The following is a 12,603-nucleotide window of genomic DNA, read 5'->3' as shown; positions in this document are numbered from 1 at the left end:
CGGCGCGGCGACAATAGGGGCATGACCGACCGCCTCCCCCTGCTGCTGCTCCCCGGCCTGCTCAACGACGCTGAACTCTGGCGTGCGCAGATCGCCGACCTGTCCGACATCGCCGACTGCACCGTGGGCGACCAGACCCGGGGCGAGACGATGCAGGCCGTGGTCGATGACGTGCTGGTGCAGGCACCGGCGCGCTTTGCCCTGGCCGGGTTCTCGCTCGGCGGTTTCGTCGCCCAGCAGATTCTGCGCACCGCGCCGGAGCGGGTGCTGCGGCTGGCCCTGATCGATACCTCGATCCATGCCGACTCGCCCGAGCGCGCCGCGCAACGGAGGACCCAGCAGGCAAGCGTGCGTCTGCCCGGAAAATTCCACGGCTTCGGCGACACGTTGATGCGCAGCTACATCGACGCCTCGCGGCTGGACGACTACCTGCTGGTGCAGCGCGTGCGCGACATGACCGCGCGGCTGGGCGCGGAGGTATTCCTGCGCCAGAGCGCGCTGGAACGGGGCGATGGCCACGACGTGCTGGCCGGCTACCGCGATCCGCTGTTGATCGTGTGCGGCGCCAACGACCGCATCACCCCGCTGCCGGTCAGCGAGGAGATGCATGCGCTGGTGCCGGGCTCCACGCTGGTGGTGCTGCCCGATTGCGGGCACCTGGCACCGATGGAGAAACCGGACGAGGTGAGCGCGGCGATGCGCGCGTGGTTGCAGGCCTGATCCGGCACTGTCGCCGCGCCCGCTGCTCCCGGTAGAGTCGCATCCCGATCGACTGCCGTGAAACGCGCCACGTTCGGTGATGGCATGACCCGCGTCGAAGTACGCACTTTCGGCTAGGGTCGTGCGTTCGCCGTGCCGATTCACATGGTCGGCGGTCGATAGGGATCCGACCCTACCGCCTCGTACATTCGGAAGACGGTCAGAAGGTGCGGACGACCAACACCGGGAAAGCGACCCCGGTAGGGTCGCATCCCGATCGACTGCCGTGAAACGCGCCACGTTCGGTAATGGCATGATCCGCATCGAAGCACGCGCTTCGGCCAAGGTCATGCGTTCGCCGCGCTATCCACACGGTCGGCGGTCGATAGGGATCCGACCTACCGCCGGGGACATCCGCAAGACGGTCAGCGGGCGCGGATAACCAACGCGAACACCGACGGTGCGGCCTCGATCAATCCCAGGCCGGCGCAATCCCATCCGGGTTGGCCAGCCGCTGGCCGCGGTCCAGCGTGGCGATCTGTGCCATGTCCTCATCGCTCAGGCGCAGGTCGGCGGCGAGCAGGTTGCTGGCCAGGTTCTCTCGCTTGGTGGAGGAGGGGATCACCGCGAAGCCCTGCTGCAGCGCCCACGCCAGCGCTACCTGGGCCGGGGTGGCCTGGTGGCGTTCGGCGATGGCCTGGATCACCGGGTCCTTGAGCACTTCGCCGTAGGCCAGGCTCATGTAGGCGGTCACGTGGATGCCCTGTTCCTCCAGGAACGCGATCAGGGCGCGGTTCTGCAGGTAGGGGTGGACTTCGATCTGGTTGGTGGCGATGGCATCGGCGCCCAGGATCGCGATGGCCTGGCGGGTCAGGTCGATGGTGAAGTTGGAGATGCCGATCTGGCGGGTCAGGCCCAGCGACTTCGCTTCGGCCAACGCGCCCAGGTACTCGGCCATCGGCACCGCATCCTTGGGCGAGGGCCAGTGGATCAAGGTGAGCTCGACATGGTCGGTGCGCAGCTTGCGCAGGCTCTCGCGCAGGCTGTCCAGCAGCGCGTCGTGGCTGAAGTTGGCGATCCACACCTTGGTGGTCAGGAACAGATCGTCGCGGGCCACGCCGGACTCGGCGATGGCCTGGCCAACCTCGGCCTCGTTGTCGTAGATCTGCGCGGTGTCGACGGCGCGGTAGCCCACGTCCAATGCGTTGCGGACCGAGTCGATGACGGTCTGGCCCTTCAGGCGGAACGTGCCGAGGCCGAATGCGGGAATGCTCATGGAAACTCCTTCATGGGGTGAGGTGCAGGCTACGCCGTGCACCGTAGAACGACGGTAGAGCCGACCGTTGGTCGGCTGTCAGGTAGAGCCGACCGTGGGTCGGCTGCTGTCACGGGTCAACGACCGGAATCCCTCAATGCGCGCCCACGGCGATGCCGTCGGCGCGATCCGCCACGCCATCGCGGCGATCCAGGCGGCCACTCAGCACGGTCAGGCCCAACGCGCCCAGCACCACCAGCGCGCCCAGCCACGGGGTGTGCATCAGGCCGAGGTGGTCCACCACCAGCCCGCCCAACGAGGCGCCGAGCGCGATGCCGACGTTGAACGCGGCGATGTTCAGGCCCGACGCCACGTCGGTGGCCTGCGGGGCAAAGCGCTGCGCCTGCTTGACCACGTACACCTGCAGCCCCGGCACGTTGCCGAACGCCACCGCGCCCAGGGCGAGCACCGTCAGCAGCACCAGCCAGGTGTTGTAGGCGGTGAAGGTGAGCACGAACAACACGGCCGCGAGCAAACCGAAGATCAGCTTCAGCGCCGGGATCGGGCCGCGACGGTCGGCCAGGCGGCCGCCCCACAGGTTGCCGATCGCCACCGACACGCCGTACACCAGCAGCACGCCGCTGACCGCATTGGCGGAAAAACCGGTGACGTCCTGCAGGATCGAGGCCAGGTAGGTGAACGACAGGAAGGTGCCGCCGTAGCCCAGAGCGGTGATCGCATACACCAGCAGCAGGCGCGGCTGGGCCAGCACCGACAGCTGCTGGCCCAACGTGGCCGGTTCGCTGCGCTGCAGGTTGCGCGGCACGAACAACAGGCTGCCGATCAGCGCGATCACGCCGAGCGCGGCGACCGCCAGGAAGGTGGCGCGCCAGCCCAGGTGCTGGCCGATGAAGGTGCCCAGCGGCACGCCGGTCACCAGCGCCACGGTGAGCCCGGTGAACATGATCGCGATTGCGCTGGCGGCCTTTTCCTTGGGCACCACCGAGGTGGCGATGATCGACCCGATCGAGAAGAACACGCCGTGCGCCAGGCCGGTGAGCACCCGCGCCACGATCAGCGAGCCGTAGCCAGGCGCCATCCACGCAATCACGTTGCCCAGCGTGAACAGCACCATCAGCGCCACCAGCAGGGTCTTGCGCGGCACACGGCCGGTGAGCGCGGTGAGCACCGGTGCGCCGACCGCCACGCCCAGGGCGTACAGCGATACCAGCAGGCCGGCCGAGGGCAGGGACACGCCCAGGTCGGCGGCGATGGTCGGGATCAACCCGACGATGACGAATTCGGTGGTGCCGATGGCATACGCACCGAGGGTGAGCGCCAGCAGGGCCAAGGGAATACCACGGGACATGACGGTTACCGGTGGGAGGTGAGGCTGCGCAGTCTGCGCGCCGCACTCTTGCCGAAAAAGCGGCCTTCACGCCAATCACTCTTGCCTGATGGTCAATAATGGGCCTCTGCTCGCCGCGTGTCCGCCATGAAAACCACCCTCGACGAAATGCAGGCCTTCATTGCCGTGATCGACAGCGGCTCGATCACCGCCGCCGCCGAAACCCTGGGCCAGACCACCTCCGGGGTGAGCCGCGCGCTGGGCCGGCTGGAAGAGAAGCTGGGCACCACGCTGCTGACCCGCACCACCCGGCGCCTGCAGCTCACCGAAGAGGGCGATGCGTTCCTGGCCCACGCGCGCGCGATCGTGGCGTCGGTGGAGGCGGCCGAAGAACAGCTCGCCGCCCGTCGCGACCGGCCGGCGGGGCGGCTGCGCGTGGATGCGGCGATGCCGTTCGTGCTGCACGCGATCGCGCCGCTGGTGGCGGGCTACCGTGCGCGTTATCCCGACGTGGTGCTGGAACTCAACAGCAGCGAGCGCTACATCGATCTGCTGGAACGGCGCACCGACGTGGCGATCCGGATCGGGCCGCTGGCCGATTCCACCCTGCATGCGCGGCCGCTGGCCCACAGCCGCCTGCGCGTGCTGGCCAGCCCGGACTACCTGCAGCAGCACGGCACGCCCGCCAGCGTGGCCGACCTGCGCACGCACACGCTGCTGGGCTTCAATGAGCCGGATTCGCTCAACCACTGGCCGCTGCCCGGCGACACCGACGCGCTGCTGCATGTGCGCCCGGCGATGGCGGTGTCCAGCGGCGAAACGTTGCGCGCGCTGGCCCTGGAAGGGGTGGGGATCGTCTGCCTGTCCGACTTCATGACCCACCGCGACCGCCAGGACGGCCGCCTGGTGCAATTACTGCCGGCGCACACCGTGGACGTGCGCCAGCCGATCCACGCGGTGTACTACCGCAACACCGCGGTGTCGGCGCGGATCAGCTCGTTCCTGGACCACCTGGCGGCGGCGATGGTGGGCGACCCCTACGTGCGCTGATCCGCGCGCTGACGCCGGCCCACGGCCCACGGCCGGCGCCACGGTGCATCACGCCGCGCGCGACAGCCCCGGCGCCGGCGCGTGCCCGGCGTCCAGCACGAACACATCCACGGCGTCGTTCAATGCCACCGCCTGTTCTTCCATGCTGCGTGCCGCCGCCGACGCCTCTTCCACCAGGGCGGCGTTCTGCTGGGTGGCTTCGTCCATGTGCACCACGGTCTGGTTGACCTGTTCGATACCGGCCGACTGCTCCTGCGATGCGGCGGCGATCTCGGCCATGATGTCGGTCACCCGCTGCACGCCGGTGACGATCTCGCCCATGGTCTGCCCGGCCTGCTGCACCAGCCGCGCGCCGGTGGCGACATCGCCGACCGAAGCATCGATCAGCGTCTTGATTTCCTTGGCCGCGCCGGCCGAGCGCTGCGCCAGCGTGCGCACTTCGCTGGCCACCACCGCAAAGCCGCGGCCCTGTTCGCCGGCACGGGCCGCTTCCACGGCCGCGTTGAGTGCCAGGATGTTGGTCTGGAACGCGATGCCGTCGATGACCGAGATGATCTCGGCGATCTTCTTCGACGAGGTCTCAATCGCGCCCATGGTCTGCACCACCTGGCCCACCACCGCACCGCCCTGCGAGGCCACCGCGTGCGCGCCGATGGCCAGCTGGTTGGCCTGTCGCGCATGCTCGGCGTTCTGGCGTACGGTCGAGGTCAGCTCCTCCATCGAAGCGGCGGTTTCCTCCAGGTTGGCGGCCTGTTGTTCGGTGCGCTGGGACAGGTCGCTGTTGCCCGCGGCGATCTCGCCGGCGGCGGTCTGGATCGACTGCGCGGCACGCTTGATGTCGCCCACGATGCCGGTGAGCTGGCCGCTGGTCAGCGCCACGTCGTCGCGGATGCGCGCGAACACTCCATGGAACTGCCCGTGCATGCGCGCGCTCAGGTCGCCGCGCGCGATCGCCTGCAGCACCGTGGAAACCTGGTCCAGGTCGCGCTCGGTGGTCTGCATCAGCTGGTTGAGCCCACCTACCATGTCGCGGAAATCGTGCTCGTAGCGCGCCTCGTCGCCCCGCTGGCTGAAATCGCCGGCCGCTGCCGCACTGGCCAACTGCTTGATCTCGGCATTGATCGCGCCGAGGTTGGCCTTGACCCGGTCCAGCGACTGGGTGATCACCGCCTTTTCGCCGGGCAGGCGTTCCATGTCCTGCGACAGGTCGCCCACCGCATAGCGGCCCATGATCTCGATGGCGCGCATCTTGACCTGGATGTGCGCCGCCACCAGTGCGTTGCTGTCGCGGACCATCTGGCCGTAGCCGCCGGGGAAGGCGCTGTCGTCCATGCGGTAGCTGATCTGGCCGGCCTCGTGGCGCTCGGCCATGGTGGCCTGCGCAGCCAGCACGTCCTTAAGCGTGCGTGTCACCGCCGTCATGGCCTGGCCGAGGCGACCGATTTCGTCGCGGCTGTTGACCTGCACGCTATGGTCAAGCTCGCCACGCGCCACGGCGCGTGCGGCTGCTTCCACCGCCACTACCGGCGCAATCACCGCGCGCCGCAGCCACGCCGCCAGCAGGCCCATCAGCACCACTGCGGCTGCGGCGGTCAGTGCCGCGCACACCAGCAGCGTCCGCCGCGCCTGTTCGGAACGGGCCTGCACGGCCTGCTCGGCGACCGCGGCGGTGCGGTTGCCCAGCGCGTCCAGCGTGGTGCCCAACGCGCGGTCCTTGCCGCGCACCAGCGCATCCCCCTCCAGCGGGCTGTAGCCGCTGGCGGCGAAGGCGTCCAGCGCGCCGTGGTACTCCTTTTCAAGCGCGGCATGCTGGGCCATGAACTGGGCGGCCAGGCGTGCGGTGTCGGCATCACTGCTGGTCGCCAGGTCCTTGCCCAGCGTGCGGGTCTTGCCGCCCTGGCGATCGAAAGCGGCCAGGTGGCGCGCACGCAGTGCCGCATCGCTGCCGCGGATCAGCACGTTCTTCCACTCCTGCACCTGCAGCCGGAACTCGCGCTGCAGGGCCTCGGCCTGCGTATTGCGGGCTACCTCCGGCGGCACCGCGGTGGACAGGTTCAGCCAGGCCGAACCGAGGCCGGCCAGGGCGCACAGCACCACGATGGCCAGGCCGAGCGCCAGCGCGCCCAGCAGTTTGAACTGCAGGCTCAAGGCGCGGGTGGGGGCGCCGGACGTCATGTTCATGGGAATTGAAAGTGAGGGAGGGCGATGCGGTATCGGTTTACCCCATCCTCTTCTGAAGTGAGATGCGGATCACATTAATGTCCTAATTAACAACATGAAGAGCGTGTGACAGCCGGCCCAAGCCGTATGGAAGCGCGTGCTGGACATCCGCTCAATTTGTAACTAATGTTGTTACATGAAATCCAGCAACCAGTTCTCCGACGCCCTGCACGTGATGGCCCATCTGGTCGGCCAGGAGGGCCCGCGTACCTCCGAGCAACTCGCCACCTGCCTGCCCACCCACCCGGTGGTGATCCGGCGCCTGCTCGCCGCCCTGCAGAAGGGCGGGCTGGTCACCAGCGTGCGCGGCCATGGCGGCGGCAGCCAGCTGGCCCGCGCACCGGCGCAGATCACCCTGCATGACGTGTACGTGGCGATCGGCGCGCCGGCGCTGCTGCACACCGGTGCCCGCGAAACCGGGCGCGGCTGCCCGGTGCAGCAGGTGGTCAACGACGCACTGGATGACAGCTACCGCCAGGCCCAGGCCCTGCTTGAGCAGCGCCTGCGTGGCACCACCCTGGCCACCCTCGGCGAGGCCTTCGCCCGCCACCTGGCCCACCATGCAGCAGGAGTTCCCCATGACCGTTGATGCCATTGTTGTCGGCGGCAGTTTCGCCGGCCTGTCCGCCGCCCTGATCCTGGCGCGTGCGCGTCGTGAGGTCCTGGTGATCGACAGCGGCCTGCCGCGCAACCGCTTCGCCGCGCATTCGCACGGCGTGCTGGGCCAGGACGGCATCGCCGGTGCCGAGTTGCTGCGCAACGCCAAGGCGCAGCTGCTGGAGTACCCCACCGTGCGCTGGATCAGCGACACCGTCACCACGGCCCAGCCGACGGTCGATGGCTTCGTGGTGGGTACGGCGAGCAACGAGAACTGGGCCACGCGCAAACTGCTGCTGGCCACCGGCATCCGCGACGATCTGCCCGACCTGCCTGGCCTGGCCGAGCGCTGGGGCCACAGCGTGGTGCATTGCCCGTACTGCCATGGTTATGAAATCGGCGGGGGCGCGATCGGTCTGCTGGGCGGGCACGAGAAGTCGGTCACGATGGCGGCCCTGCTGGCCGATTGGGGCCAGGTCACCCTGTTCGCGCACGGCATGGTGCTGACCGCAGAGGAACTGGCCGCCCTGCAGCGTCGCGGCGTGAGCATCGAGCACGAGGCGGTGGTTGGCCTGGAGGGCGAGGCACCCGCGTTGAGCGCTGCGCTGCTTGCCGATGGCCGCCGGGTGGAACTGCGCGCGCTGTTTGTCACCGCGCGCCAGCAGATGGCCACGCCGCTGGTCCAGCAGCTCGGCTGCGCACTGGAGGACAGCCCGGTGGGCGTGCTCGTCCAGGTCGATGCGGGCAAGCAGACCAGCGTGCCCGGCATCTACGCGGCCGGCGACGCGACACTGGTCGGCAACATCAGTCTGGCCAGCGCCGAAGGCGTACGCGCGGGCGTGAGCCTGCACCACGCACTGGTGGCCGAAGACAGCGCGGCCTGACCCATCCACGGCCACCGGTTGGTGGCCGCCCCGTTCTGCCTGCTCAGCCCTTGATGCACACCACTTGGCGCAGGGTGTGCACCACCTCCACCAGGTCGCGCTGCGCGGCCATCACCGCGTCGATCGACTTGTAGGCCGCGGGTGACTCGTCGATCACCGCCGCATCCTTGCGGCATTCCACGTGCGCGGTCGCCTCGCGGTGCTGGGCCAGGGTGATCTGCTGGCGCGCCGCGCTGCGACTCATCACGCGGCCGGCACCGTGGCTGCAGCTGTGGAAGCTCTCGGCATTGCCCTTGCCACGCACGATATAGCTGCGCGTGCCCATGCTGCCCGGGATGATCCCCAGCTCGCCGGCGCGCGCGCTGACCGCCCCCTTGCGGGTCACCAGCAGCTCCTCGCCACCGTGAGTCTCGGTCTGCACGTAGTTGTGGTGGCAGTTCACCGCCAGCTTCTCCAACTGGAACTTCGGCAGCCGCAGGCGCATCTCGGCCAGCACCCGCGCCATCATCGCCTCGCGGTTCTCGCGGGCGTAGTCCTGCGCCCACGACACGGCCTGCACGTAGTCATCGAACAACGGCTCGCCCTGCATGAAGAAGGCCAGGTCCTTGTCCGGCAGGTGGAAGCCGAGCACGCGCCGGGCCAGCTGTTCGCGCGCCTGCTCGATGAAGTAGGTGCCGATCAGGTTGCCGGTACCGCGCGAGCCGCTGTGCAGCATCACCCACACCGCCCCGGTTTCATCCAGGCAGATCTCGATGAAGTGGTTGCCGCCGCCGAGCGTGCCGATCTGGCAGGCCAGCTTGTCGGTGCGCACGCGCCGGTGCCGTTGCTTGATGGCATCCAGCCGCTCGACCAGTCCGGACCGCACGATGCGGCTGTGGATGCTGTCCGGCAGCTGCCGGTGCTCGCCGCCGCGGCCATTGCCCACCGGCACGCTGCGCTCGATGTCACTGCGCAGCCGGGCCAGGTTGTCGGGCAGGTCCTCGGCGCGCAGCGTGGTGCGCACCGCCGCCATGCCGCAGCCGATGTCCACGCCGACCGCGGCCGGAATGATCGCGCCGCGGGTAGGGATCACCGAGCCCACGGTAGCTCCTTTGCCTACGTGCACGTCCGGCATCACCGCCACCCACGGGCCGACGAACGGCACCGCGGCGATGTTGCGCAGTTGCGTCCGGGCCAGTTCGTCCACGGGTACGCCGTGTACCCAACCCTTGATGGGGGTGGTGCCCTCGGCGTGCAGCAGTTCAAAAGGTGTTTCTATGTTCATGGTCATTCATTCCATTGAGTGGCAGCCCCAGATAATCCCGGGGCACGGCCAGGCAGTGCCGGGTAAACCGGCACGCATAATAAGAAAGACATCATCTCCCGCTGCCCGTGCCCCACACCTGGGCACAGCGCTTTCGCGCCTCGTGGCAACACGTCCGTGTGGTCAGGCAGTCCTTGCCCGGGTGTGGACGATGGAAGATCACGCCATGTGATCGTAAGGTGGGGCGACGCCAACGCAAACGAAAACGCCCCCGGATGCAGCATCCGAGGGCGTTGGCGTGCCTCGGAGATCGGTGACCGATCTCCGTGCGGGAAGATCAGTCGATGGTCAGCGCGTCGGCCTTGCCCGCAACGTCGCACGGACGCAGCGCAGGGGTCGCGCGGTGCAGTCGGTGGGCGAGGGCGGAGAAACGAAGGGGCATGACGGGCTCGGTTGGGTGGAAGGGTGCCGCAGGCTGCGGCGATGGGCGCGAACATTACCCGGGTTTGTTTCCCGCTGCAAGCGGACTATGTAATCCACACATTATGTCGGCCGAATGCGATGACCGCCGTTGCATCGCGGTCGTGCACCACGGCATGACCGAAACGACGCAGCCGCCTCGCGGCGGCTGCGTGTTCGACACGTGGGCCGCCGGGCTCAGCCCTGCTCGGCGCTGGCCGCATCCAGCTGCGCCACATCCTCGGCCGACAGCGCCACCTGCGCGGCCGCCAGCACATCCTTCAACTGCGCGACGCTGGTGGCGCTGACGATCGGCGCGGTAATGCCGGGCCGCGCGATCAGCCATGCCAGCGCCACCTGCGACGCACTGGCACCGTGCGTGCTGGCGATGTCGTCCAGCGCGGTCAGGATGCGCAGGCCGCGCGGATTGAGGTACTTGTCCACCACGCTCTTGCCGCGCGCGCTGCTCTTGCTTGCATCGGCGGCACTGCGGTACTTCCCGCTCAGGAAGCCGCTGGCCAGCGAGTAGTAGCTGATCACGCCGATGCCCTGGTCGCGCACCAGCGGTTCCAGTTCTGCCTCGTAGCCGGCGCGGTCGTACAGGTTGTACTCCGGCTGCAACGTTTCATAGCGCGGCAGCGCATAGTCGGCTGACACCGCAAGCGCATCGCGCAGGCGGCTGGCGCTGTAGTTGGACGCACCGATGGCACGCACCTTGCCCTGCTCGATCAGGCGGCCGAACGCGGCCAGGGTGGTTTCCAGCGGCGTGGATTCGTCGTCTTCGTGCGCCTGGTACAGATCGATCACGTCGGTCTGCAGGCGGCGCAGCGAATCTTCCACCGCCGCGGCGATGTTGTCGGCCGACAGGCCCGGGCGCTCGGCCCACTTGGCCACCTTGGTGGCCAGCACCACCTTGTCGCGCTTGCCGCTGTGCTTGAACCAGCGGCCCAGGATGGTCTCCGATTCGCCGCCGCTGTTGCCCGGCACCCAGGCCGAATACGCGTCGGCGGTATCCACCAGGTTGAAGCCGGCGTCGACGAAGGCATCCAGCAGCGCGAACGAGGCTTTCTCGTCGGCGCTCCAGCCGAAGACGTTGCCGCCGAAGGCAATGGGTTGCACAGTCAGGCCGGAGCGGCCGAGTTCGCGCGATGCAGTCATGGGAGAGGTGCTCCTGTGGAAATCCAATGCATCAGCATAGTTCCGCGGCCATGACAGCGCTGCGGCGGCTGCCACAAAACAGTGTTCCGCCGTGCTGCATCGCACTAACGTTTTGTGAACACCTTGGGCATCGCGGCTGCTAGTCTCGCCGCATCCCGCCACTGGAAGACGCCGATGAAAACCCGTTCGCTGACCACTGCCTGCCTGTTCACCTTGTCCACGCTGATGCTGTCCGCCCCGGCCCTGGCGACCAAGCCGGCCGGCCCCAATGCACAGATCGCGATCACCCCGGCGGTGCAGACGGCGGTGCAGGGCACCTGGCGCGACCCGGCCAACGTCAAGCGCGATGCGTGGCGGCATCCGGCGCAGACGCTGTCGTTCTTCGGCGTGGCACCGGGCAAGACCGTCATCGAGATCACCCCGGGCGGCGGCTGGTACGCGGAAATCCTGGGCCCGCTGCTGCACGAAAAGGGCACCTATGTCGCGGCGGTGGTCGACCCGATGGCGGTGCCCGAAGGCCGCGGCCGTGACTACCAGCAGCGCAGCCGCGACGGCCTGGACAAGAAGTTCGCCGCCAATGCCGCGCTGTATGGCAAGAGCAAGGTCGTGGCCTACAACCCGACCGCGCCGCAGTTCGGTGCGGACAACTCGGCCGACGTGGTGCTGACCTTCCGCAACGTGCACAACTGGCGCAGCGCCAACCAGGCCGAGGGCATGTTCACCGGCTTCTACAAGGTGCTCAAGCCCGGTGGCGTGCTGGGCGTGGTGGAGCACCGTGCCAAGGCCGATGTGCCGGCCGACGACAAGAGCGGCTACGTGGGCCAGAAGCAGGTGATCGCGATGGCCGAGGCGGCGGGCTTCAAACTGGCCGGGAGCAGCGAGATCAACGCCAACCCGCGCGACACCAAGGACCACCCGAACGGGGTGTGGACCCTGCCGCCGACCAACCAGCACGACAAGGCCGACGATGCGAAGTACCAGGCCATCGGCGAAAGCGATCGCATGACCCTGCGCTTCGTGAAGCCCTGACCCCCAGCACCCGCTGCGGGCTGCCCTGCATCACAGACGAGCGGGGGATGGGACAATGGCCCGTCCCCCGCTGTTGTTTCCGCCATGCTGATCGCCTTCAACAAACCCTTCAACGTGCTGTGCCAGTTCACCGACCGCAGCCAGCCGCCACGCGCGACACTGGCCGGCTTCGGGCTGCCGCCGGCGGTGTATGCGGCCGGGCGGCTGGACTACGACAGCGAGGGCCTGCTGCTGCTCACCGACGACGGTGGCCTGGCGCACACCCTCACCGATCCGCGCCACAAGGCCGACAAGACCTACTGGGTGCAGGTGGAAGGCACGCCCAGCGACGCGCAGCTGCAGGCCCTGCGTGACGGCATGCAGCTCAATGACGGCCCGACCCTGCCGGCGAAGATCGAACGCCTCGACCCCGCCCCCGTGCTGTGGGTGCGGGATCCACCGGTGCGCTTCCGCAAGACCGTGCCCGACAGCTGGCTGGCCGTCACCCTGCGCGAGGGCCGCAACCGCCAGGTACGGCGGATGACCGCGGCCGTGGGGCTACCGACGTTGCGCCTGGTACGCGCGTCCATGGGCCCGCACGCGCTGGGCGACCTGCAACCCGGCCAGTGGCGCCAGATCGGATAGCACCGCCGGTAGGTACCAACCGTTGGTTGGTACGCAT

11 protein-coding genes are annotated in these 12,603 nt (G+C 68.5%); 6 read left to right on the top strand and 5 right to left on the bottom strand.

What is annotated here, in order from left to right:
- Positions 1-21 precede the first annotated feature (21 nt).
- Positions 22-720 (top strand): alpha/beta fold hydrolase, encoded by a 699-nt coding sequence (locus AC1DCJ_RS07795; protein WP_478070603.1) that lies wholly within the window; start codon positions 22-24, stop codon positions 718-720.
- A 451-nt stretch (positions 721-1,171) separates the two neighbouring features.
- On the opposite strand, the gene dkgB is transcribed toward AC1DCJ_RS07795, so the two are convergent.
- Positions 1,172-1,975, bottom strand: a complete 804-nt coding sequence (gene dkgB / locus AC1DCJ_RS07790; RefSeq protein WP_478070602.1) for a 2,5-didehydrogluconate reductase DkgB — start codon at positions 1,973-1,975, stop codon at positions 1,172-1,174.
- 133 nt (positions 1,976-2,108) lie between these two features.
- Positions 2,109-3,323 (bottom strand): MFS transporter, encoded by a 1,215-nt coding sequence (locus tag AC1DCJ_RS07785; RefSeq protein WP_478070601.1) that lies wholly within the window; start codon positions 3,321-3,323, stop codon positions 2,109-2,111.
- 126 nt (positions 3,324-3,449) lie between these two features.
- Between AC1DCJ_RS07785 and AC1DCJ_RS07780 the strand changes: the two genes are divergently transcribed.
- Positions 3,450-4,352, top strand: a complete 903-nt coding sequence (locus AC1DCJ_RS07780; RefSeq protein WP_314402612.1) for a LysR substrate-binding domain-containing protein — start codon at positions 3,450-3,452, stop codon at positions 4,350-4,352.
- A 48-nt stretch (positions 4,353-4,400) separates the two neighbouring features.
- Here AC1DCJ_RS07780 and AC1DCJ_RS07775 read toward each other — a convergent pair whose 3' ends face one another.
- Complete coding sequence (locus tag AC1DCJ_RS07775; RefSeq protein WP_478070600.1) at positions 4,401-6,533, bottom strand: methyl-accepting chemotaxis protein; 2,133 nt, start codon at positions 6,531-6,533, stop codon at positions 4,401-4,403.
- Between the two features lie 175 nt (positions 6,534-6,708).
- Between AC1DCJ_RS07775 and AC1DCJ_RS07770 the strand changes: the two genes are divergently transcribed.
- Positions 6,709-7,161 (top strand): Rrf2 family transcriptional regulator, encoded by a 453-nt coding sequence (locus AC1DCJ_RS07770; RefSeq protein ID WP_137190758.1) that lies wholly within the window; start codon positions 6,709-6,711, stop codon positions 7,159-7,161.
- A complete protein-coding gene (locus tag AC1DCJ_RS07765; RefSeq protein ID WP_478070599.1) occupies positions 7,151-8,053 on the top strand; it encodes an NAD(P)/FAD-dependent oxidoreductase in 903 nt (300 codons plus the stop codon). The genes AC1DCJ_RS07770 and AC1DCJ_RS07765 overlap by 11 nt, the downstream gene beginning before the upstream one ends.
- A 43-nt stretch (positions 8,054-8,096) precedes the next feature.
- Here AC1DCJ_RS07765 and AC1DCJ_RS07760 read toward each other — a convergent pair whose 3' ends face one another.
- Both AC1DCJ_RS07760 and AC1DCJ_RS07755 read right to left on the bottom strand, forming a co-directional pair.
- Positions 8,097-9,317 carry an RtcB family protein gene (locus AC1DCJ_RS07760; RefSeq protein ID WP_320488493.1) on the bottom strand — a complete coding sequence of 407 codons (1,221 nt, stop codon included), beginning with the start codon at positions 9,315-9,317 and terminating at the stop codon, positions 8,097-8,099.
- A gap of 636 nt (positions 9,318-9,953) precedes the next feature.
- Positions 9,954-10,913: an aldo/keto reductase gene (locus AC1DCJ_RS07755; RefSeq protein ID WP_478070598.1), complete on the bottom strand. Its 960-nt coding sequence runs from the start codon at positions 10,911-10,913 to the stop codon at positions 9,954-9,956.
- Positions 10,914-11,087: 174 nt separating this feature from the next.
- Between AC1DCJ_RS07755 and AC1DCJ_RS07750 the strand changes: the two genes are divergently transcribed.
- Both AC1DCJ_RS07750 and AC1DCJ_RS07745 read left to right on the top strand, forming a co-directional pair.
- Positions 11,088-11,942: a class I SAM-dependent methyltransferase gene (locus AC1DCJ_RS07750; protein ID WP_478070597.1), complete on the top strand. Its 855-nt coding sequence runs from the start codon at positions 11,088-11,090 to the stop codon at positions 11,940-11,942.
- Positions 11,943-12,026: 84 nt separating this feature from the next.
- Complete coding sequence (locus AC1DCJ_RS07745; protein WP_478070596.1) at positions 12,027-12,566, top strand: pseudouridine synthase; 540 nt, start codon at positions 12,027-12,029, stop codon at positions 12,564-12,566.
- Positions 12,567-12,603: the final 37 nt, after the last annotated feature.

The sequence above is a fragment of the Stenotrophomonas sp. 10N36 genome, assembly GCF_056395005.1.
This window is presented reverse-complemented; position numbering and strand designations above follow the sequence as displayed.

Coding starts and splice junctions, on each gene's coding strand:
- AC1DCJ_RS07760 (WP_320488493.1), bottom strand. CDS start 9,317: ATGAACATAGAAACACCTTTTGAACTGCTGCACGCCGAGGGCACCACC.
- AC1DCJ_RS07770 (WP_137190758.1), top strand. CDS start 6,709: ATGAAATCCAGCAACCAGTTCTCCGACGCCCTGCACGTGATGGCCCAT.
- AC1DCJ_RS07785 (WP_478070601.1), bottom strand. CDS start 3,323: ATGTCCCGTGGTATTCCCTTGGCCCTGCTGGCGCTCACCCTCGGTGCG.
- AC1DCJ_RS07755 (WP_478070598.1), bottom strand. CDS start 10,913: ATGACTGCATCGCGCGAACTCGGCCGCTCCGGCCTGACTGTGCAACCC.
- AC1DCJ_RS07750 (WP_478070597.1), top strand. CDS start 11,088: ATGAAAACCCGTTCGCTGACCACTGCCTGCCTGTTCACCTTGTCCACG.
- dkgB (WP_478070602.1), bottom strand. CDS start 1,975: ATGAGCATTCCCGCATTCGGCCTCGGCACGTTCCGCCTGAAGGGCCAG.
- AC1DCJ_RS07745 (WP_478070596.1), top strand. CDS start 12,027: ATGCTGATCGCCTTCAACAAACCCTTCAACGTGCTGTGCCAGTTCACC.
- AC1DCJ_RS07795 (WP_478070603.1), top strand. CDS start 22: ATGACCGACCGCCTCCCCCTGCTGCTGCTCCCCGGCCTGCTCAACGAC.
- AC1DCJ_RS07775 (WP_478070600.1), bottom strand. CDS start 6,533: ATGAACATGACGTCCGGCGCCCCCACCCGCGCCTTGAGCCTGCAGTTC.
- AC1DCJ_RS07780 (WP_314402612.1), top strand. CDS start 3,450: ATGAAAACCACCCTCGACGAAATGCAGGCCTTCATTGCCGTGATCGAC.
- AC1DCJ_RS07765 (WP_478070599.1), top strand. CDS start 7,151: ATGACCGTTGATGCCATTGTTGTCGGCGGCAGTTTCGCCGGCCTGTCC.